The organism is [Micrococcus luteus] ATCC 49442 (assembly GCF_010367585.1).
Classification (GTDB): domain Bacteria; phylum Actinomycetota; class Actinomycetes; order Actinomycetales; family Micrococcaceae; genus Arthrobacter; species Arthrobacter luteus_A.
Genome location: NZ_JAAAXP010000001.1, coordinates 778,013 through 797,473, shown reverse-complemented (window position 1 = coordinate 797,473; position 19,461 = coordinate 778,013). Strand labels below are relative to the sequence as shown.

The 19,461-nt window shown below is 66.3% G+C and carries 21 protein-coding genes; 11 read left to right on the top strand and 10 right to left on the bottom strand.

Translation table 11 applies throughout. The features are described from left to right. Positions 1 to 46: 46 nt before the first annotated feature. Together GUV69_RS03730 and GUV69_RS03725 are read left to right on the top strand one after the other, a co-directional pair. Positions 47 to 1,450, top strand: coding sequence for a class I adenylate-forming enzyme family protein (locus tag GUV69_RS03730; protein WP_164199848.1), 1,404 nt, complete (start codon positions 47 to 49; stop codon positions 1,448 to 1,450). Then, positions 1,440 to 2,621: a thiolase family protein gene (locus GUV69_RS03725; RefSeq protein ID WP_164199846.1), complete on the top strand. Its 1,182-nt coding sequence runs from the start codon at positions 1,440 to 1,442 to the stop codon at positions 2,619 to 2,621. Before GUV69_RS03730 ends, GUV69_RS03725 begins: the two co-directional genes overlap by 11 nt. A 72-nt stretch (positions 2,622 to 2,693) precedes the next feature. Here the strand turns inward: GUV69_RS03725 and GUV69_RS03720 are convergent, their stop codons facing one another. Genes GUV69_RS03720 through GUV69_RS03710 form a run of 3 tightly spaced genes read right to left on the bottom strand, consistent with a single transcriptional unit; the run spans position 2,694 to position 4,667 of the window. After that, positions 2,694 to 3,317, bottom strand: a complete 624-nt coding sequence (locus GUV69_RS03720) for an energy-coupling factor transporter transmembrane component T family protein (protein ID WP_164199844.1) — start codon at positions 3,315 to 3,317, stop codon at positions 2,694 to 2,696. Next, positions 3,314 to 4,030: an energy-coupling factor ABC transporter ATP-binding protein gene (locus GUV69_RS03715; protein ID WP_164199842.1), complete on the bottom strand. Its 717-nt coding sequence runs from the start codon at positions 4,028 to 4,030 to the stop codon at positions 3,314 to 3,316. Before GUV69_RS03715 ends, GUV69_RS03720 begins: the two co-directional genes overlap by 4 nt. A gap of 7 nt (positions 4,031 to 4,037) precedes the next feature. Beyond that, entirely contained in the window at positions 4,038 to 4,667 is a 630-nt protein-coding gene (locus GUV69_RS03710) for a biotin transporter BioY (RefSeq protein ID WP_164199840.1), read from the bottom strand. A gap of 271 nt (positions 4,668 to 4,938) precedes the next feature. Between GUV69_RS03710 and GUV69_RS03705 the strand changes: the two genes are divergently transcribed. Continuing rightward, positions 4,939 to 6,537, top strand: coding sequence for an ABC-F family ATP-binding cassette domain-containing protein (locus GUV69_RS03705; RefSeq protein WP_164199838.1), 1,599 nt, complete (start codon positions 4,939 to 4,941; stop codon positions 6,535 to 6,537). Here GUV69_RS03705 and map read toward each other — a convergent pair. After that, on the bottom strand, positions 6,534 to 7,313 hold the full coding sequence (map, locus tag GUV69_RS03700) for a type I methionyl aminopeptidase (RefSeq protein WP_164199836.1): 780 nt from the start codon (positions 7,311 to 7,313) through the stop codon (positions 6,534 to 6,536). The two genes, GUV69_RS03705 and map, sit on opposite strands and share 4 nt — an antisense overlap. Before the next feature lie 67 nt (positions 7,314 to 7,380). Here map and GUV69_RS03695 point away from each other — a divergent pair, with 67 nt between their 5' ends. Continuing rightward, positions 7,381 to 7,680 carry a helix-turn-helix domain-containing protein gene (locus tag GUV69_RS03695; RefSeq protein ID WP_164199834.1) on the top strand — a complete coding sequence of 100 codons (300 nt, stop codon included), beginning with the start codon at positions 7,381 to 7,383 and terminating at the stop codon, positions 7,678 to 7,680. A gap of 87 nt (positions 7,681 to 7,767) precedes the next feature. Here GUV69_RS03695 and GUV69_RS03690 read toward each other — a convergent pair whose 3' ends face one another. From GUV69_RS03690 to GUV69_RS03680, 3 genes are read right to left on the bottom strand one after another with little or no spacing between them, the layout of a single operon-like run. Beyond that, the gene (locus GUV69_RS03690; RefSeq protein ID WP_164199832.1) at positions 7,768 to 8,661 is read right to left on the bottom strand and encodes an SURF1 family cytochrome oxidase biogenesis protein; all 894 of its coding nucleotides are present in this window, start codon (positions 8,659 to 8,661) and stop codon (positions 7,768 to 7,770) included. Next, positions 8,662 to 8,937 (bottom strand): hypothetical protein, encoded by a 276-nt coding sequence (locus GUV69_RS03685; RefSeq protein ID WP_164199829.1) that lies wholly within the window; start codon positions 8,935 to 8,937, stop codon positions 8,662 to 8,664. Continuing rightward, positions 8,934 to 9,368, bottom strand: a complete 435-nt coding sequence (locus tag GUV69_RS03680) for a DUF3099 domain-containing protein (RefSeq protein WP_208786574.1) — start codon at positions 9,366 to 9,368, stop codon at positions 8,934 to 8,936. Before GUV69_RS03680 ends, GUV69_RS03685 begins: the two co-directional genes overlap by 4 nt. Before the next feature lie 143 nt (positions 9,369 to 9,511). Between GUV69_RS03680 and GUV69_RS03675 the strand changes: the two genes are divergently transcribed. After that, a complete protein-coding gene (locus GUV69_RS03675; RefSeq protein ID WP_164199825.1) occupies positions 9,512 to 10,237 on the top strand; it encodes a beta-ketoacyl-ACP reductase in 726 nt (241 codons plus the stop codon). 35 nt (positions 10,238 to 10,272) lie between these two features. On the opposite strand, the gene GUV69_RS23075 is transcribed toward GUV69_RS03675, so the two are convergent. Beyond that, positions 10,273 to 10,644 (bottom strand): DUF5655 domain-containing protein, encoded by a 372-nt coding sequence (locus GUV69_RS23075; RefSeq protein WP_164199823.1) that lies wholly within the window; start codon positions 10,642 to 10,644, stop codon positions 10,273 to 10,275. 159 nt (positions 10,645 to 10,803) lie between these two features. Here GUV69_RS23075 and GUV69_RS03665 point away from each other — a divergent pair, with 159 nt between their 5' ends. Then, positions 10,804 to 11,556 carry an SDR family oxidoreductase gene (locus tag GUV69_RS03665; RefSeq protein ID WP_164199821.1) on the top strand — a complete coding sequence of 251 codons (753 nt, stop codon included), beginning with the start codon at positions 10,804 to 10,806 and terminating at the stop codon, positions 11,554 to 11,556. A 74-nt stretch (positions 11,557 to 11,630) separates the two neighbouring features. On the opposite strand, the gene serB is transcribed toward GUV69_RS03665, so the two are convergent. After that, positions 11,631 to 12,524, bottom strand: coding sequence for a phosphoserine phosphatase SerB (gene serB, locus GUV69_RS03660; RefSeq protein WP_164199819.1), 894 nt, complete (start codon positions 12,522 to 12,524; stop codon positions 11,631 to 11,633). Positions 12,525 to 12,656: 132 nt separating this feature from the next. Between serB and GUV69_RS03655 the strand changes: the two genes are divergently transcribed. The 5 genes from GUV69_RS03655 (at position 12,657) to lplAB (ending at position 16,655) form a co-directional block, all read left to right on the top strand. Further along, entirely contained in the window at positions 12,657 to 13,442 is a 786-nt protein-coding gene (locus tag GUV69_RS03655; RefSeq protein ID WP_164199817.1) for an ABC transporter ATP-binding protein, read from the top strand. 15 nt (positions 13,443 to 13,457) lie between these two features. Then, positions 13,458 to 14,243: a sulfite exporter TauE/SafE family protein gene (locus GUV69_RS03650; protein ID WP_164199815.1), complete on the top strand. Its 786-nt coding sequence runs from the start codon at positions 13,458 to 13,460 to the stop codon at positions 14,241 to 14,243. A gap of 7 nt (positions 14,244 to 14,250) precedes the next feature. Then, entirely contained in the window at positions 14,251 to 15,075 is an 825-nt protein-coding gene (locus GUV69_RS03645; protein WP_164199813.1) for a TrmH family RNA methyltransferase, read from the top strand. A gap of 121 nt (positions 15,076 to 15,196) precedes the next feature. Then, positions 15,197 to 15,454: a type B 50S ribosomal protein L31 gene (locus GUV69_RS03640; protein ID WP_028267311.1), complete on the top strand. Its 258-nt coding sequence runs from the start codon at positions 15,197 to 15,199 to the stop codon at positions 15,452 to 15,454. 106 nt (positions 15,455 to 15,560) lie between these two features. Further along, positions 15,561 to 16,655: a lipoate-protein ligase LplAB gene (gene lplAB, locus GUV69_RS03635; protein WP_208786573.1), complete on the top strand. Its 1,095-nt coding sequence runs from the start codon at positions 15,561 to 15,563 to the stop codon at positions 16,653 to 16,655. A gap of 101 nt (positions 16,656 to 16,756) precedes the next feature. Here the strand turns inward: lplAB and pepN are convergent, their stop codons facing one another. Then, positions 16,757 to 19,435 (bottom strand): aminopeptidase N, encoded by a 2,679-nt coding sequence (gene pepN, locus GUV69_RS03630; RefSeq protein WP_164199809.1) that lies wholly within the window; start codon positions 19,433 to 19,435, stop codon positions 16,757 to 16,759. Positions 19,436 to 19,461 lie beyond the last annotated feature (26 nt).

Below are 19,461 nucleotides of genomic sequence, written 5' to 3'. Positions count from 1 at the left end.
CTTGCCTCCACCACTGAAAGGGTGTCTGGCCGGTAAAGTTGGGACGATGCCTTTTCTTGACAAAATCCAGCGCTGGGCCGACGAACGCCCCCATGACACCGCCGTCGTGGTTGCGGGCCGGCGTGTGCGCTGGGCGGAGCTTCGCGAGGCTGCCACGGCGGCCGTTCCGGCTGCGCCGGCGGTCACTGTCCTGGCTGAAGCCAACTCCGTGGACTTTGCTGTCCGGTTTGCCGCTGCGGTGGCGGGGGAGCGGCAGTGCGCGGTCCTCGACCCGTCGTGGCCCGAAACCCTGCGCCAGGAAATCAGGGCACGGCTGGACAGTGCGGCGCAGCCAGGCGCTGTGTCCTCACACGATGCCTTGGCTGACGGTTCGCCGGAATCGACCTTCCTTGTCGGGCTGACGTCCGGCACCACGTCCGTGCCCAAGGCGTTTACCCGCTCGAGGCAGTCCTGGCGTAAATCCTTTGACGCGTCCATCCAGTTCTTTGGCCTCCGTCAGGACGACGTCACGCTGGCACCCGGCCCCCTCGCCGCCAGCCTGAACCTTTATGCCCTGGCCGAGTGCCTGTATGCGGGCTCGGAGTTCCAGACCCTGGAAAGCTTCGACGTCGGCGATGTGCACGCGGCCATCACGCACGACGGCGTCACCCGCCTGGTGCTGGTCCCCACCATGCTGCGGCTGCTCAGTGAGCGGGGCCTCACCGGCGGCGTCGATGCCACGGGCGTGCGGACCATCATCTGCGCCGGCTCAAAACTCGACGCCCGCACACTGGAAGCCGCACGCCGCTGGGCGCCCCACGCCACCATCTTCGAGTACTACGGCGCATCCGAACTGAGCTTTGTCTCCGGTGCGGGGCTGCCCGCCGGGGAACTCGACGCCGGGGGCACGGGAATCGGCCGTGCGTTTCCAGGGGTGGACGTCCGGATTCTCGACGACGACGGTACCGGGCTGCCGGACGGTGACATCGGCAATATCTGCGTCCGCAGCGGCATGGTCAGCAACGGCTACCTCTGGGGCGATGACGGCGAGGCCCTCCGTTCCTTCGACGGCTGGTACACGGTGGGCGACCAGGGTTACCTGGCTGATGGCGAACTGCACATCCTGGGCCGGCGCGCGGACATGATCCTCACCTCTGGGAAAAACGTGTACCCCCACGAGGTGGAACTGGCGCTGGCTTCGGTTCCCGGCGTTGCTGCCGCCGTCGCCGCCGGCATGCCCGACGATATCCGCGGGCAGCGGGTGGTGGCAGGAGTGGTTCCGGCCCACGGCGGCATCAGCGCAACCCAGCTGAAGGCCGGCCTCGAAAACATCCTGGCGCGCGACAAGCGTCCCGTGCAGTACTTCTCCCTGACGGAGCTGCCCACCAGCAACCGCGGCAAAGTCAGCCGTAATATCCTGCTGGAGTGGATCGGATCCCACGATCTGCGGGTGCGGCAACTTGACCGATGAGGTGCTGCCCGCCGACCGGCAGCCGGTGATCATCGCCGCCCGGCGCACCCCGGTCTGCCGGGCCAACGGGTCTCTCAAAGAGCTGCGGGCGCACCAGCTGCTCGCCCCCGTCCTGCAGCAGCTCCTGACCGACAGCCACCTGTCCCCGGCCGCAGTGTCCGACGTCGTCATCGGCAATGCCGTGGGCGGCGGCGGCAACGTGGCCCGGCTGGCCCTGCTGGAAGCCGGACTTCCCGTCGACGTTCCGGGACTGACAGTGGACCGGCAGTGCGGCTCGGGCCTGGACGCGATCGTCCTCGCCGCCAGGCTGGTCGCTGCCGGCGGAAACCCTGTGTACCTCGCCGGGGGAGTGGAAAGCATCAGCACCGCGCCGCTGCGCGCGTACCGGAATGACGACGGCGAACCGGACTTTTTCGCGCGGGCCCAGTTTGTGCCGCTCAGCTACGGCGACCCGGACATGGGCGTGGCGGCAGAGAACGTCGGAGCCCGTTGTAAGGTCAGCCGGGAGCGGCAGGACGCCCTGGCCCTCCGCAGCCATCAGCGGGCCCTGGCTGCAGCGGCGGCGGGCCACTTCAGTGGCGAAATCACGCGTCTTGAGACCCCCGCCGGAACCGTCAGCACAGACGACGGACCGCGGCGGGGACTGAACGCAGCGGTCCTCAAGCGGTTCCCCGCGGCGTTTGTGGCCGGCGGGACGGTCACCGCCGGAAACTCGTGCTTCGACGCGGACGCAGCCTCCGCCGTCGTGATCACTTCCCTGCAGCGGGCCCGTGAACTTGGTGCCGCCGACGGGCTGCTGGTGCTGGCTACGGAGACGGCGGGCGTCGACCCGGAATTGCTCGGCATCGGCGCGGCCGTTGCTGCCGGGAGGATGCTGGCTTCCCGGGGCATCACCGCGGACCGGGTGGACCTGGTGGAATTCAACGAAGCCTTCGCATCACAGACGCTGGCGTGCCTGGACCGCCTGGACATCGACCCGGAACGGGTGAACCTCGACGGCGGCGCCCTGGCATTTGGCCACGCTTACGGAGCCTCGGGTGCGGTCCTGGTGACCCGGCTGCTGGCGCAGTCGCGGCGGGCCGGAAATGACGGTGCGCTGGCGCTGGCCATGATCAGCATCGCCGGCGGCATGGGGACGGCCGCGCTGCTGCGCTACGAAGCCGTCACGTAACGAGCGGCGACCTCTCGGCGCTAAAGGGCCGTCTTAGCGCCGAGACGTCGCCGTTCGACGACGGCGGACCGGTCAGTCCTCCGCCTCGCCAAGTCCCCGGGCCGCCAACGCCTCGCCGGTCTGGCGCGCGTACGCCACCGTGGTGATGAAGACGGGCAGCACGAGCGCCCGCGGATTGCGCTCCAGACCACGTGCCCGGGCGGAATCCCGGACGTCCGCGAAGGCCCCGGCGATGTAGGGGATGCTGCGGAGCATGACGCCGATTGTCAGGGCAAAGCGTTCGGGATCGGCACCGAACCGGCGGAAGGGTGTAGCCAGTGACACCACACCGTCCAGCAGCCGCTGCATGGGCGTGGTGGCTGTCAGGAGGGACGCCGCCACCACACACACCAGGATGTTCAGGACAATCCGGGCAGCGGTGGGTCCGCCGAGCTGCCACCACTGGAAGAGGCCGATGACCAGGAGGACAAGCAGCAGCGGCTTAACCGCGCCGAGGAGGCGGCCCGGACCGGCCCCCGTCAGCAGGAAGAGCCCGCACATCACGGCGAGGACCACCGCGGAAACCAGCCAGTCCACCACCAGGAACGACGCCAGGCCGCAACCCACCACCAGCAGGAACTTCAGGGCCAGCGGCGCCCGGTGGACAACCGAAGTACCGGGTACGTAGTTGGCGAGCAGGAAACCGTGCCCTCTCACGGCGCCGCCAGCCCGGTGGCGCACAGCTCCCGGTAGGTCCCGACGGCGGCTGCCGGACCGCCGTCGAACATCACACGTCCGTCCTCGACCACCAGCACACGGTCCATTTCCAGGGCAAGTTCAAGGTCGTGCGTGGACATGATGATCTGCTGCTCCAGGCCGGACAGGGTGCGGCGGAGCAGTTCCCGGTTCCGCAGGTCCAGCAGCGTGGACGGCTCATCAAGCACCAGGACCGACGGGTCCACGGCCAGCACGGCGGCAAGTGCCATCAGCTGGCGTTCGCCGCCGGACAGCTCGTAGATGCTTTGGTCTGCCAGGCCCAGCAGCCCGAACCTGTCCAGGGCGGCCTCGGCGAGGCTCCGGCGCTCCCTCCCGTTGCGGACAGAACGCCGGAGCGACAGCTCAACATCCTCGCGGCCCGTCGGCATGACCAGCTGGGACAACGGGTCGGTGAAGACGAAACCCACCTGCCGGCGGACGGCGCGTACCGCCCGGACGGTGTCGGCGCCGTCCACCGTTACAGTGCCCGAGGTCGGCTGGACCAGGCCGTTGAGCAGCCGCAACAGCGTCGACTTGCCGGAGCCGTTGGCCCCGATCACGCCGATGCGCCGTTCGGTCAGGTCCAGGCTGACATCGGCCAGCAGCGTCTTGGGCTCCGGCCGGTTGTCGACCGCGACGGCCACAGACGCGTCCCGGAAGGAAATGGTTACCACGCGCGGCCTACTTGATCCGCTTGACCCGGCGGACCAGAAGGTCGGGGAAGGCGCGGTGCAGGGCAACGGCGATGACCGCGGCGAGAATATTCTTGATGACGTCGCCCGGGTAGAAGACCAGGTCGGCCAGGAATGCCTCGCCAAGGGTCGCTTTGGAGTTAACTGCCATCCCCACGACGCCGAGGGTGTGGACCAGGGAGATACTGGTCACGGTTGCGGCGAGGAAGAACCACAGGGCGCGTGCACGGGAGGTGCGGCGGATGACGATCGTGGCGAGCCAGCCCACCAGTGCCGCAGCCAGGGGGAAGGCGATGATGTAGCCGGCAGAGGGGCCGGCCAGGATGCCGAGGCCGCTGCGGCCCTGGCTGAAGATCGGCAGGCCGGCGAGGCCCAGCAGCGTGTAGAGGCCGACGGCGGCGAAGCCGCGGGCGGGGCCCAGCATGAGCCCGGTCAGCATCACCGCGAGGGTCTGGAAGGTGATGGGGACGCCGAACACGTTGGCCGAAATGCCCGGGACAAGGGCGGCGCCGGCAACGAGTGCGGCGAACACGGCGATCAGGCCCAGGTCGGTGGCGTTCCAGCGGGTGCGGCCGGGGGAGGCGGCGGGGCCGTTGACGGCGGTGTCAGTCTGGCTCATGGGTGAGATCCTGTCGTGGTTGTACAAGCGAAGCATGGGGTCATCCTGACGTTACCGGCCGCCGTCAGGGACGTTTTTGTAGGGGACCTACTAAGCGCGGACCGGCAGTCTGAAGGCTCGGCACAAAGGGGGTCCCGGACGCCGCGGTTATGGGCCGAAGCTGGTGCCGGTAGACTTGTAAAGGCCGCTCTGTCCGGCCATTCTGCCCGGCTGCTCCAGACACCATCCGTTGAGCTGCGGCGTTTCCCTGTTGTGAAAGGCCTTACCTGCTGTGATTACTGTCCAGGATCTTGAACTGCGCGCCGGCGCCCGGCTCCTTATGGACCAGGTGAGCTTCCGCATCGACAAGGGCGACAAGATCGGCCTGGTGGGCCGTAACGGCGCAGGCAAGACCACCCTGACGCGTGTCCTCGCCGGCGAAGGCCTGCCGGCGGGCGGCAAGGTGACCCGTACCGGTGAGATCGGCTACCTCCCGCAGGATCCCCGCACCCCGGACATGGAGCAGCTCGCCCGCGACCGCATCCTGGCGGCACGCGGCCTGGACATCGCCGTCGGCAAGCTCCGCAAGGCGCACGACGAAATGGCCAGCGAGGATGCCGACGTCCAGCGCAAAGCCATGAACCGCTATGACCGGCTCGAATCCGAGTTCCTGGCTGCCGGCGGCTACGCTGCCGAGGCTGAAGCGGCCGCGATCTGCTCCAACCTGGCCCTGCCGGACCGCATCCTGAACCAGCCGCTGAAGACACTGTCCGGCGGCCAGCGCCGCCGCGTTGAACTCGCCCGGATCCTGTATTCGGACGCCGAGACCATGCTCCTCGATGAGCCCACCAACCACCTTGATGCGGACTCCATCGCGTGGCTGCGCGAATTCCTCAAGAACCACCAGGGCGGACTGATCGTGATCAGCCACGACACCGAACTGCTGGAAGCCACCGTGAACAAGGTCTTCCTGCTCGACGCCAACCGCGCGCAGATCGACTTCTACAACATGGACTGGAAGCGCTACCTCACCCAGCGTGAAACGGACGAGCGTGCCCGCAAGCGTGAACGGGCCAACGCCGAGAAGAAGGCCCAGGTCCTTTTCGACCAGGCCAACAAGATGCGCGCCAAGGCCACCAAGGCTGTTGCTGCCCAGAACATGGCCAAGCGGGCCGAGCGCCTGCTCAGCGGCCTGGAAGCAGTCCGCGAGAACGACCGCGTGGCCGCCCTGCGCTTCCCGGACCCGTCACCCTGCGGGAAGACCCCGCTCACCGCGGAGGGCCTCAGCAAGTCCTACGGTTCGCTCGAGATCTTCACGGACGTTGACCTTGCCATCGACCGCGGCTCCAAGGTGGTTATCCTGGGCCTCAACGGCGCCGGCAAGACCACGCTCCTGCGGATGCTCGCCGGGGTGGACAAGCCGGACACCGGTGAAGTTGTCGCCGGCCACGGCCTGAAGGTGGGCTACTACGCCCAGGAGCACGACACCCTGGACGTCAACCGGACCGTGCTGGAGAACATGCGTTCCTCCGCCCCGGACATGAAGGACGCCGAAGTCCGCGGCATCCTCGGTTCGTTCCTCTTCTCCGGCGACGACGTCGAGAAGCCGGCCGGCGTCCTCTCCGGCGGTGAGAAGACCCGCCTGGCCCTGGCCACCATCGTCGCGTCCAGCGCCAACGTGCTCCTCCTTGACGAACCCACCAACAACCTGGACCCGGCCAGCCGCGCCGAAATCCTCGGCGCGCTGCGTAACTACAGCGGCGCCGTCGTCCTGGTCAGCCACGACGAAGGCGCAGTCGAAGCCCTTAACCCTGAGCGCGTTGTGCTGCTGCCTGACGGGGTCGAGGACCACTGGAACGAAGACTACCTGGACCTCATTACGCTGGCTTAGGCCTCAACGCCGGGCAGGGTGAGGATTTCGGCTCCGTCATCAGTGATGGCGATGGTGTGCTCGGTGTGGGCCGTCCGGCAGCCTGTCGCACTCCGGAGCGTCCACCCGTCGGCGTCGGTGACGAGTTCGGCGGTGTCCGCCATGACCCACGGCTCCAGCGCGAGCAGCAGCCCGGGGCGGAGTTTGTAGCCACGGCCGGGCCGTCCGGTGTTCGGCACATGCGGGTCCTGATGCATCGTCGATCCGATGCCGTGGCCGCCGAACCGGGTGTTGACCGGGTACCCCGCTTCGGTGAGGACCGAGCCGATGGCATGGGAGATGTCACCGATGCGGGCCCCGGGACGGGCGGCGGCTATCCCTGCGGTCAGGGCGCGTTCGGTCGCGCTGATCATCAATGCGCTTTCTGCAGGCTGTGACTCTCCGACGATAAAGCTGATGGCAGCGTCCGCCGCGATTCCCCGCTTGGTGACGGCCAGGTCGAGTGTCAGCAGGTCGCCGTCGGCAAGCGAGTAGTCGCGCGGCAGGCCGTGGAGCACGGCATCGTTGACACCCGTGCAGATGTAGTGACCGAAAGGGCCACGGCCGAAGGACGGCGCGTAGTCGACGTAACAGGACACCGCTCCGGCTTCGAGGATCATGTCCTTGGCCCACCGGTCAATATCCAGCAGGTTCGTGCCCACGGTGGCGCGGCGCTTCAGGGTCTGCAAAATATCAGCCACCAGGAGGCCGGTCTCTCTTGCACGGGCCACTTCGCCGGGGTTCAGGATCTCGATCATGCCGGGCCTTCCTCACTCATCATCCAATAACTATACCGGCCATATTATCCCGGTTATACTTGGATCCATGGTCAGATTGCCGCTTACAGACGCAGAAATACAACTCGGACAGCGCCTGGGTTCACTGTTGCGTCATGCCCGTGGAGAACGCTCGATGCTCGAAATCGCACTCGACGCCCGTGTCTCGCCGGAGACCCTCCGGAAGATCGAGACGGGGCGTATAGCTACCCCGGCATTTCCGACGATCGCCGCCATCGCAGAAGTCCTTGGGCTCTCACTCGACAGGGTGTGGGCCGAGATCAACCACCCCGAACGTGGCGCTGAACCGACCACTTCGGGTCAGAACCCCCGGCGTTTAGCCTCGTAAGTCGGGGGCTGCCCGGAACGTCAGCGCACCGTGAGTTCCTGGGCTGCACCACGCCGTGCGGGCGGCCGCGGCGACCCGCTGCACGCGTCAGTACCCCTGCGCGTCCAAAAGGGCATCTTCCTCTTCTTCAGAGGTGGCCCGCTTGCGTTTACGGGCAACCGGCGCACGACGGCGGGCTGCCGCGGCTGCGGAGTGGACGGGGCTGCCCGAATCACGCGGCCCCTCACCGCTTTCGTCCTCGTCTTCGGCGTCGATGGCGGCATTGCGGGCCTGCTGCCGGGCGGCGTAGCCAAATCCCACAAACATCAGTACCCCAAACGCGAACCACTGCAACGAGTAGGAGAGGTGTGTGCCCTCCTCCGTTGCCGGTTTCGGGAAGGGGAACGGCGCCTCCGCGGGGGCGGGAGATTCTGATGCCAGCTGGCCGTAGGCGCCCGTCATCACGGGGTAGGGCAACTGGTCCGCGTAGGTGGGCAGGTCGATGGAGGCCAGCTGGCCTTCGGGGGCACCGCGGTCCAGCCGAGGCTCGCCGTGCTTAAGCCTGACCACCGCCGTGACGGGCCCGGACGGGGGCGCCGGGATGGCGTCGGGGCTGCCCGGGTTTTTGTTGCCGATGGGGAGCCAGCCGCGGTCAATCACGACGGTCTCGCCGGAGTCGAGCTTGAACGGGACAACCACTTCGTACCCGGGCTGTCCGTTCAGCGGCCGGTTTCGGACGATCCGCTGGCCGTCGACGTCGTACGTGCCCTTGAGCTCTACCTGGGTCCATTCCCTGGCAGGGTCCAGCCCGGCGAATTCTTCTTTCGCCTGGTCGAACGGGATGGGGGCGGCCGAGTAGTTGGTGAGGACGCGGTTGATCTCTGCCAGTGTTTCGGCGCGGCGGTCCATCTGCCAGCGGCCAAGGAACACACACGCGGCGGCAAAAATGGCGGCCAGCAGGAGGTATCCCACCCATTTGCTGGAAAAGAGGAAGCGGTACATTCAGCTGTCCTGCCCATCCGGCGCCGGGCCGGGTTCGTTGTCCGACGGCAGGACAACCGTTTCCTTCCACAACCCGCGGGTCTGAAGGTAGTCCTCCAGCCAGCCGCGGTGTTCCCCGCAGGCCAGCCATATTTTGCGGCGCTCAGGCGTGTGGATCTTGGGGTTGTTCCACAGCAGTTGCCACGACGCTTCAGAGCGGCAGGCCTTCCGGGAGCACATGGCAGCGGTGGCCGGCGGGGGACCGGCGGTCCCTGCGGCCAGATCGAAGATGTTCATGAAGCGCGCCGTTCCTGTCCGTGCGTTGGTCCGTCGTCGTCATCAATAAGTTCGCCTTGGAGCACCGTTAACTGCTCTTCGTCCTGCGCGGGCACCCAATCGGGGCTTTCCAGCTCCGCCAGAGGTGCATAGTCGAGCAGCGAATCGCTGTGGACTTCTGCTTTGTCGCTGCCATTGGCAATGACCACTGCAATCCAGGGGAGGAAGACCGCACCGGCCACCATAAGCAGCTTGAACCATCCGTCCACCACAAAAATGAGGATGAGGCAGACCATCCGGATACCCATGGCCAGCCCGTACTTCACCATGCGCCGGTGCATGTCCTCGGAGTGTGCTGTGGCGGCGTCCGTGATGCTGTGGACTCCGGTATCGCCGGAGAACCGCTGAGGGTCTCCGGGCACGGAATGTCCAGCATTGTTTATACGGGTCACGGCTGATTGATCACACTCCAAAGGCTTGCCTCTATTCTCCCACCATCGGCAGAAGCACCCAAACGGAGGCTAAGATCGGAGGCAGTAAAAATCCCGCCACTCTCTACCGCGGTGCCTCCTGCCGCAGAATCCCGGAGCGTCTTATGTCTGAAGCAGCCACCACCGCCCGAAGCGTCCTGATCACCGGAGGAAACCGTGGCATTGGCCTTGCCATCGCCGAGGCCTTCCTGGCCAACGGTGACAAGGTGGCCGTGACGTACCGGAGCGAGTCGCAGCTGCCGGCCGGGATCCTTGGCGTGAAGGCTGACGTCACAGACGAAGCATCCGTTGATGCGGCCTTTACCGAGGTTGAGGCAGCCCACGGTCCGGTGGAGGTCCTGGTGGCGAACGCCGGAATTACCAAGGACACCCTCCTGCTGCGCATGAGCGAGGACGACTTCACCTCTGTCATCGACACCAACCTCACCGGCGCATTCCGCGTCATCAAGCGCGCGTCAAGGGGCATGATCCGCCTGCGGAAGGGCCGCGTGATCCTGATCTCCTCGGTCTCCGGGCTGTACGGTGCCCCGGGCCAGATCAACTACTCCGCGTCCAAGGCCGGGCTGGTGGGTGTGGCCCGCTCTCTCACCAGGGAGTTGGGGTCCCGCGGCATCACGGCCAACGTTGTTGCGCCCGGCTTCATCAATACCGATATGACGGCCGAACTTCCGGAAGCTACGCAGAAGGACTACCTCGCCGGCATCCCGGCCGGCCGTTTTGCCGAGGCTTCCGAGGTAGCGAACGTAGTCCGCTGGATTGCCAGCGACGAGGCCGCCTACATCTCCGGCGCCGTCATCCCGGTAGACGGCGGGCTGGGCATGGGCCACTAGCGCCTTTGCGGACCAGTCACCGTAGGGGCAAAGAGTCACGCAGCTGCCGCGAACGCCTCCCTAAGCCAGCCCGCAACCTCGTCATCCAGTTGGCTCGCTTTGTGCAGTTCGAGGTGGTGCATCCATTCTCCAGGGGACACATGCGCCACTTCCTTGAACCTGGCTGAGTCCACCCGCCGGGGCAGCGCAATCGAAAGAACTGCCGGCACGGCTGTCTTCAGGTGCTGCCGGGGATTCCAGACCCAGGCGAAAGCGCGGCGATGCCGAAAGGCCATCTGGCTGAGGGTGGTGCGGTGAGTGGCCCCAACAAGCGCGGTGATGAAGTCCTGCACTGCCAGGCACAGGTCCAGTCCCTCGGGGGAGTTGTGGAAGAGGTCCTGGGGTGTGGACGGCGTGCCTGCTGTCATGGTGCGAGCTTAGGCCCCGGCCCTTGAGCCCGACAGGCCTATGCCAAACTAGGCGGGCACCGCATCTTTGTGGGGGTCGCACAAGCGAACCTGCAGCGTGCGCTGGCATGATGGACTGCAGACCCAAGGAATTTAGACGTATCGAACAAAGGAGCCCTTGTGGGACTGCTGGACAACAAGACAGCCATCGTGACCGGATCCTCCCGCGGGATCGGCGCCGAAGTAGCAAAGATCCTGGCCGGCGAGGGCGCCGCCGTTGTGGTGAACTACCGCCAGAAGGCGCCGCGCGCCAACAAAGTCGTGGCGGGCATCGAAGCCGCCGGCGGCCGCGCCGTAGCGGTGGGTGCTGACCTGACCACCTTGGAAGGGGTCCAGGCCCTGGTCAGTGCGGCCATGGAGAACTTCGGTTCACTGGACGTGCTGGTCCTCAACGCATCCGGCGGGATGGAGTCGGGCATGGAGGAGGACTACGCGCTGAAGCTCAACCGCGACGCCCAGGTCAACATGCTCAACGCTGCCGTGCCCCTGATGAAGGAGGGCTCCCGGGTGGTTTTCGTAACCAGCCACCAGGCACACTTCATCAACACCGTTCCCACCATGCCGTCATACGAGCCGGTGGCCCGCAGCAAGCGGGCCGGCGAGGACGCACTGCGTGAGCTCGTGCCGAACCTGGCAGAAAAGGGCATCTCACTGGTGGTCGTTTCGGGCGACATGATTGAGGGGACTGTCACCGCCACGTTGCTGGACCGCTCCAGCCCGGGTGCCATCGAGGCGCGCCGCGCCGAGGCCGGCAAGCTCTACTCCGTGGAGGAGTTCGCGGAGGTGGTGGCAAGCATGGCCACCGCCGACGTCGAGTCCGGCCACACCGAGTACGCCGGCGGCGCCGACTACTTCGGCAAGGGCGGCAACTAACACCACATTGGGACGGCAGTCCGCGGCAGTGCTTCCTCAGCACCGCCGCGGACTGCCGTTTCGTTGTTTAAGAATCAGACCCCGGCGATGTGCCGGACAACATCAAGGTAGGGCATGTTGATGACGGAGTCCGCCACGGCGCGCACCGCCGGCTTGGCGTTGAATGCGACCCCGATCCCGGCGGCTCCGAGCATGTCGAGGTCGTTAGCGCCGTCGCCCACCGCGATGGTGTGTTCCATCGGGACGCCCTCGGCGGCGGCCCATTCGCGCAGGTACTTCTCCTTGGCAGCCCGGTCGATCACAGCACCGAGCACCTTGCCGGTCAGGGCGCCGTCGACAATTTCAAGCTCGTTGGCGATCCAGTAATCCAGGCCGAGGTCCTCGGCGATGGGACGCAGGATCTGGTTAAAACCGCCCGAGACCACGGCTACCACATGGCCTGCCGCCTTGAACGCGGCCACCAGCTCGGCGGCCCCCTCGCTCAGTTTCACTTCCTCCCGGACGGACTCGACGACGGCGGCGGGCAGTCCCGCGAGCACCGCCACCCGGGCGTGGAGGCTCTGTGCGAAGTCCAGTTCCCCGCGCATGGCGGCTTCGGTGACCGCCGCAACTTCCTCGCGTTTGCCGGCGTAGGCGGCCAGGAGTTCAATGACTTCCTGCTGGATCAGTGTTGAGTCCACGTCCATGATCAGGAACTTCCGCGGCGCCTGGCGCAGGCCTGCGGGCACGATCGCGGTGTCCAGCCCTTCCCGGGCAGCCCCTGCCACGGCGCTGCGGAGGGCGGCGATGCCGGCACCCGTGGCGTCAGCCACGGCCAGTTCGGCCGTGTGGACCTCAAAGCGGTTGTCCCCGCCCCGCAACTCCGACTCCACGGCGGCACCGCTGCCTGCCAGGAGTGAGCGCAGTGCTTCGAGTTCGGAGTCGGTCAGTTTTCGGCCATAGCTGACCGCAGTCACGTTCGGAGTCATGCCAGCAATCTTAGCCAGCGCGGAACAGACCCCCGAATTCGTTGCACGGCGCTCTGTCCGTGGATGAAGCCGGGGACGCCAGTGCTGCATCAGTTATCAGTCAGCCCGCATTTTGTCCTAGTGTCTACTCCTATGAGTGATGTTCTTGAATTGGCTGCCGTCAGCGTTGTCCGAGGCAAAAAGACCCTGTTGGACAAAGTGGACTGGCAAGTCAATGAAGGGGAACGCTGGGTCATCCTGGGACCTAATGGCGCCGGCAAGACCACTCTCCTGCAAGTCGCCGCGGCGCGGCTTCACCCCAGCAGCGGCACGGCGGGAATTCTCGACGAAACCATGGGACGGGTGGACGTCTTCGAACTGCGTCCCCGGATCGGCCTGTCGTCCGCGGCCCTGGCCAGCCAGATCCCCGAGTCCGAAAACGTCTTGAACGTTGTGGTCACCGCTGCCTACGGAGTGACCGGACGCTGGCGCGAGGGCTACGAGCGGCCGGACGAACGGCGGGCCTTCCGGCTGCTGAATGACTGGGGCATGGGCCCGCTGCTGAACCGGACCTTCGCCACGCTCTCCGAGGGTGAGCGCAAGCGGGTCCAGATCGCCCGCGCCCTCATGACCGATCCCGAACTGCTCCTGCTTGATGAACCGGCCGCCGGACTGGACCTGGGCGGTCGCGAGGAACTCGTCCACAAGCTCGGCGAACTCGCCAGCGATGACGGGTCCCCGGCCATGGTCCTGGTGACCCACCACCTTGAGGAAGTCCCTCCCGGGTTCACGCATGCCATGCTGCTGCGCGACGGCGGCGTAGTGGCCGCCGGCCCCATCAAGGACGTCCTCACCGACGAGCACCTCAGCAACACTTTCGGCCTTCCCCTGAATGTCTCCGAAAACGCCGGCCGGTACACGGCCACTGCACGCCGCTAACCCGGCCCCGCCCCGTTGGAGCTTCTCAGCAGCATCCTTGTGTTTTTTGCCGGCCTGTGGGCCGGCACAATCAACGCCGTTGTCGGCTCCGGCACCCTGGTCACTTTTCCTGTCCTGATTGCCCTCGGTGTTGCCCCGGTCACCGCGTCCATCAGTAACGCCATGGGCCTGGTGGCCGGCAACGCGGCTGGCGCCTGGGGTTACCGGAAGGAGCTCAAGGGCCGGGGCCCGCAGCTGCTCAGGCTCCTGCCCGCCTCCCTGCTCGGAGGCATCAGCGGCGCCTGGCTTCTGCTGCACCTCCCGGAAAAGGTGTTCCACTACGCTGCGCCCGTCCTGATTGTTCTTGCACTGCTGATGGTGGTTTTCCAGCCCCGTCTCCAGCGGTGGGTGCGGGCCCGGGAGGAAAACCCGGAGCACGCCCTCAAGGACAAAAGCCACGGCGTTCTCCTGATCGTCCTCGTGTACCTGGCGGGCGTCTACGGCGGGTATTTCGTGGCAGCTCAGGGCATCCTGCTGGTGGGGATCCTGGGCGTCTTTATGACCGGGACCATCCAGAACGCCAACGCCATGAAGAACATCCTGGTGCTGGGCGTAAACATCGTGGCGGCGGCGTCCTACCTGCTGTTCGCCTTCGGCCGCATCAACTGGGCCGTGGTGGCCATCATCGCGGTCAGTTCCCTGATCGGCGGCGTCATCGGATCGAAGGTGGGCCGCCGGCTGTCCCCGCCGGTCCTGCGCGGCGTGATCTTCGCGCTCGGCCTGGTGGCGCTGGGCTTTATGATCGCCAATCTGCTGAAATAATCAGCCGGTGACAATCCACTACCTTGAATCCGCGGCGGACCCCCGCGTGTCCGATTACACGCAGCTGACAGACGTCCACCTGCGCAAGCTTCGCGAGCCGGTTGAAGGGATGTACATCGCCGAATCCTCCCGGGTCCTGCGCCGCGCCCTGGCTGCCGGCCACCAGCCGAGGTCATTTTTCCTGGCGGAAAAATGGCTGGCTGACCTGCAGGATGTCCTGGGCGCCTATCCTGACGTGCCGGCCTTCATCGGCAGTGCCGCACTGCTCGAGGAAATCACCGGCTTCCATCTTCACCGCGGCGCCATGGCAGCGATGCAGCGACCGGCACCGGTGCCCCTCCACGAGCTGCTGGCCGGCGCCCGCCGGGTTGCGGTCCTCGAAGACATTGTGGACCACACCAACGTCGGCGCCATCTTCCGCTCCGCGGCCGCCCTGGACATCGACGCGGTCCTGATTTCGCCGCGCTGCGGTGATCCCCTCTACCGCCGCAGTGTCCGCGTCAGCATGGGCACTGTCTTCCAGGTGCCCTGGGCGCGGCTGGAATCATGGCCGCAGGACCTCAGCGTCCTCAAGCAGAACGGCTTCACCGTGGCGGCGCTGGAACTGACGGACGACGCCGTCGACGTTGACCACCTGGCCGCCCGCAATCCGGACCGGCTGGCACTGGTACTCGGCACCGAAGGCGCCGGAATGAGCGCGGAGACACTCGCCGCCGTCGACCTCGCCGTCAGGATCCCCATGCGCTCCGGCGTGGACTCCCTCAACGTGGCCGCGGCCTCCGCAGTGGCGTTCTGGGAACTCCGGCCCCGCGGTTCGCAGGGTTCACCCTGATCCGCTATCATTAACAGCTGGCTGTCCCGCGTTTTTTGCCTCGAGCAGTGAAACGGACGCCAGCCATCCCATTCATACCTGGCAGCTGGCAAAATCCAGTTGTGCGAACAAAGGTCCCATTATGAAGTCTGATATCCACCCGAAGTACGAAGCTGTTGTTTTCAACGACCTGGCTTCCGGCGTCAAGTTCCTGACCAAGTCCACCGTGTCTTCCAAGAAGACCATCGAGTGGGAAGACGGAAACACCTACCCGGTTATCGACGTCGAAATCTCCTCCGAGTCCCACCCGTTCTACACGGGCAAGCAGCGCATCATGGACTCTGCAGGCCGCGTCGAGCGCTTCAACGCTCGCTTCAAGGGCTTCGGCGGCAAGAAGTAATACTTCACCCCAAGGTTCTTTGGAAAGCCCGCACCGGCAACGGTGCGGGCTTTTCGCGTTAACGGCAGTTGAGTAAACGCCCGCGGTGTGCGGCAGGATGGAAGGCATGACGATCACACCACCACCCGCAGAAGAAGACCGCTCCAGCCGATTCCACGGCGAGTACAAGGTTCCCGGCGGCAAATTGGTGGTGGCGGACCTCGACGTCGTGGACGGACTCCTGGCGGATGTGTCCGTGAGCGGTGACTTCTTCCTCGAACCGGACGAAGCGCTTCCGGAGATCAACAAAGCCCTCACCGGCCTGCCGGAAAGCACGACGGCGGCGGACCTGTCGGACGCGGTCACCGCTTCGCTGCCGCCGGACGCCGTCCTGTTCGGCTTTACGGCGGACGCCGTTGCGGTCACCGTCCGCCGTGCCCTGGCGCATGCCACGTCCTGGTCGGACCACCACTGGAACATCATCGCGCCTACGGTGCTGCCCACCCACGTCAACGTTGCACTGGACGAAGTCCTCACTGAAGAGGTGGGCGCGGGCCGGCGTAACCCCACCCTGCGCTTTTGGGACTGGGAAGAACCGTCCGTTGTGATCGGCAGCTTCCAGTCGGTCCGGAACGAACTGCACCCCGACGGCGTTGCCCGGCACGGCATCAGCGTGGTCCGCAGGATCAGCGGCGGGGGAGCCATGTTCATGGAGGCCGGCAACTGCATCACATACTCCCTTTACGTGCCGCAGACCCTCGTGGACGGGATCAGCTTCGCGGATTCATATGCCTTCCTGGACGCCTGGGTGATGGCCGCGCTGGAGAAGCTGGGCATCAGTGCCTTCTACGTCCCCTTGAACGACATCGCCACGGACCAGGGCAAAATCGGCGGGGCGGCGCAAAAACGCCTGGCCAACGGCGGCATGCTGCACCACGTCACCATGAGCTACGACATCGACGCCGACAAGATGGTGGAGGTGCTGCGCATCGGCAAGGAGAAGCTGTCAGACAAGGGCACCCGCAGTGCCAAGAAGCGCGTGGACCCGCTGCGGCGCCAGACCGGCCTGGCCCGCACCGAGATCATCGCGGCCATGATGGACGTCTTCACCGACCGCTACGCTGCCAGCCCGTCAGAACTCACAGCGGCCGAACTGGCTACCGCCCGCGAGCGGGTCGCCACCAAGTTCGGCACCCACGAATGGCTGCACCGCGTCCCCTGAACCCGTCGATTGCTCCCCACCGGCACCCTCGCCTCGCAAGCTCGGCCAGGGAACCCTGCCGGCGTGGGCCCACGCGCCCTTTTGGACGCCCAAAACGGGGGTTACGGAGCAATCGATGCGGCCTGCGCGGTGAGCGCACGCAGCAGGTGGCTGCGCTGCTCCACGATAATCCTGCGCAGGGCCCCGGGTGCATCGGTGTTGGCATCCAGCCAGGCATCGGTACGCAGCACCACCGCGTGCCGCTCCGGCCGGGTGCCGTCCGCAGGCAGGTCCTGTGCATGCGGGTACAAACCTCGCACAATCCGGCTGGCGATCTCGATGCTCCGGCTATCCCAGACGTCGCGAAGGCATTCGAAGTACGGCTCCACGTAGGGGTCAAGCAGTGCCGGCGGGGCGGTGGTAAAGCCGGCGATGGTGGCGCTCAGGAGTTGGTTGGACAACTCCGTCCCGTGCACGGCCTCCTTCCACGCCGTTGCCTTGACTTCAGCATCCGGCCGGGCGGCGAGTGCGGTTGCGCGGCCGGCGCGGCCGGAGGCTGTGGTGTCCCGCTCCAACTCGGCGTCCAGCTCCGCCACGGAGGCCTGGCCGTGGGCCGCCAGCGCATGCCACAGGTTCCAGCGCAGCTCGGCGTCCACCGCCAGACCCTCAAGTACCACCGTGCCGTCCAGGATGCCCCTGAGGCGAGGCAGGAGGGCGGGGTCGTGCCGGCTGACGTCCGCCACAGTCCGTGCCCAGGCCAGCTGGTGATCGGAGCCCGGAGCGGCCGTGCCAAGCCGCGCGTCGGCCGCTGCCAGGAAGGCACTGCGCACGGCTTTGCGCCGCAGCGGCGGGGTGAAGCGTTCGACGGCGGTGGAGGCGTTGCCAAGGATGTTCAGCAAAACGCCGATTCCGGTTTCGGAGGGTCCGAACGCCGTGACCGCGTCCACGTAGCGGGTGGCGGGGCTTTCGCCGTCGCGGGCGGAGTTCCAGAGCGCGGTCCAGCACAGCGCCCGCGCCATCGGGTCCGTGAGACGGTCCAGGGATGCCAGAACGGTGGCCTCGGATGCAGGGTCCAGCCGGACCTTGGCGTATGTCAGGTCATCGTCGTTGAGGATCAGCAGTTCCGGCCGCGGTTGGCCGGCGAGCCCTGGGACTTCCGTCCGGCGGCCCACAACGTCGGTTTCGATGCTGCCCGTCCGGACCAGGGTGCCGCCGTCGTTCGTGTTGTACAGGCCCACACGAAGCCGGTGCGGCCTCAATTCCTCGCGTCCGGTGACGGGGTCCAGGGCATCCTGGACGATCGTCACGGAGCCAAGGACGCCGTCGTCGGCTGTGATGTCCAACGACAGCGTGGAAATGCCCGAGGTCTGAAGCCATTGCGCCGCCCAGCCCGCCAGATCCCGGCCGGAAGCGGCGCTCAGGGCGGCCAGCAGGTCAGCAAGGGTGGTGTTTCCGTAGGCATGGTCCTGGAAATACTGCCTCGAACCGGCGATGAACGCATCAAAGCCCACGTAAGCCACGAGCTGCTTGAGCGCTGAGGCGCCCTTGGCGTAGGTGATGCCGTCGAAGTTCTGCTTCGCGGCCTCAAGGTCGGGGATGTCCGCAACGATCGGGTGCGTGGTAGGCAGCTGGTCCTGGGCATAGGCCCAGCCCTTGCGCTTGTTCGCGAAGCTCACCCAGGCGGTCTCCCAGGCTGTGGCCCGGTCAACGCCCAACGTACCCATATAGTCGGCGAACGATTCCTTGAGCCACAGGTCGTCCCACCACTGCATGGTGACCAGGTCCCCGAACCACATATGGGCCATCTCGTGCATCAGGGTGTTCGCGCGTGCCTGGTACTGGGCGTCGGTGGCCCGCGACGTAAAGACGTAGCTTTCGGTGAAGGTGACAAGTCCGGGGTTTTCCATGGCGCCGAGGTTATATTCCGGCACAAACGCCTGGTCGTATTTGCCCCACGGGTACGGGAAGCCGAACAGCCTGTTGAAGAAATCCAGCCCGCTCTTAGTCAGGCGGAAGAGCTCCGCAGCATCGAAGGAATCCGCCATGGATGCCCGGCAGTAAAGTGCCAAGGGAACGTCCAGTTGCGTGCCGTCGTCGAGCACTGCGTTCCACTGGTCCCGTGCCTTGAAGTACGGGCCGGCCAGCACGGTGGTGATGTACGTGGACATCGGCTTGGTCGTGGCGAAGTCCCAGCGGCTGGTGTCCGGATCGCCGGTCAGCCGGGTGCGGGCTGACTCAGCGCCGTTGGAGGCTACCTCCCAGTGCGACGGCGCCGTCACATGGAACGTGAATTCGGCCTTCAGGTCGGGCTGCTCGAAGTTGGCGAACACGCGCCGCGCGTCGGCGGGCTCGTACTGTGTGTAGAGGTAGCACTGGCCGTCTGCCGGATCCACAAAGCGGTGCATGCCTTCACCGGAACGGCTGTAGAGGGCCGTGCCGGTGACCGTGACCTGGTTCTCCGCCTGGAGGTTATCGAGCCGGATGCGGGATCCGTCCGCAATGTCCGCCACCGGCAGTTCCTTGCCGTTGAGGATCACGCTGTGGACGTCGTCGCAGATGAAGTCCAGGAAGGTCGACGCCGCCGGCCCGTGCCCGGGCCCCGCAGCCCCCTGCGCAACGGGCCCCGCAGACCCCTCCGCAGCCGGTTGCGCGGCGGAGAAGTTGATGACGCTTCGGCTGGTGTAGCCCGCGACGTCCGGATCTGCGGCCTGCCTCACGTCAAGGGAGACGTCATAGCTGTGGGTGGTGATCAGGGCTGAACGTTGCGCCGCCTCGCTGCGCTGCAGATTCTCATGTGACACCCGGCCATCTAATCACGACAGCCCGG

Coding starts and splice junctions, on each gene's coding strand:
- GUV69_RS03730 (WP_164199848.1), top strand. CDS start 47: ATGCCTTTTCTTGACAAAATCCAGCGCTGGGCCGACGAACGCCCCCAT.
- GUV69_RS03710 (WP_164199840.1), bottom strand. CDS start 4,667: ATGAGCCAGACTGACACCGCCGTCAACGGCCCCGCCGCCTCCCCCGGC.
- map (WP_164199836.1), bottom strand. CDS start 7,313: ATGATCGAGATCCTGAACCCCGGCGAAGTGGCCCGTGCAAGAGAGACC.
- GUV69_RS03695 (WP_164199834.1), top strand. CDS start 7,381: ATGGTCAGATTGCCGCTTACAGACGCAGAAATACAACTCGGACAGCGC.
- GUV69_RS03690 (WP_164199832.1), bottom strand. CDS start 8,661: ATGTACCGCTTCCTCTTTTCCAGCAAATGGGTGGGATACCTCCTGCTG.
- GUV69_RS03685 (WP_164199829.1), bottom strand. CDS start 8,937: ATGAACATCTTCGATCTGGCCGCAGGGACCGCCGGTCCCCCGCCGGCC.
- GUV69_RS03675 (WP_164199825.1), top strand. CDS start 9,512: ATGTCTGAAGCAGCCACCACCGCCCGAAGCGTCCTGATCACCGGAGGA.
- GUV69_RS23075 (WP_164199823.1), bottom strand. CDS start 10,644: ATGACAGCAGGCACGCCGTCCACACCCCAGGACCTCTTCCACAACTCC.
- serB (WP_164199819.1), bottom strand. CDS start 12,524: ATGACTCCGAACGTGACTGCGGTCAGCTATGGCCGAAAACTGACCGAC.
- GUV69_RS03655 (WP_164199817.1), top strand. CDS start 12,657: ATGAGTGATGTTCTTGAATTGGCTGCCGTCAGCGTTGTCCGAGGCAAA.
- GUV69_RS03640 (WP_028267311.1), top strand. CDS start 15,197: ATGAAGTCTGATATCCACCCGAAGTACGAAGCTGTTGTTTTCAACGAC.
- lplAB (WP_208786573.1), top strand. CDS start 15,561: ATGACGATCACACCACCACCCGCAGAAGAAGACCGCTCCAGCCGATTC.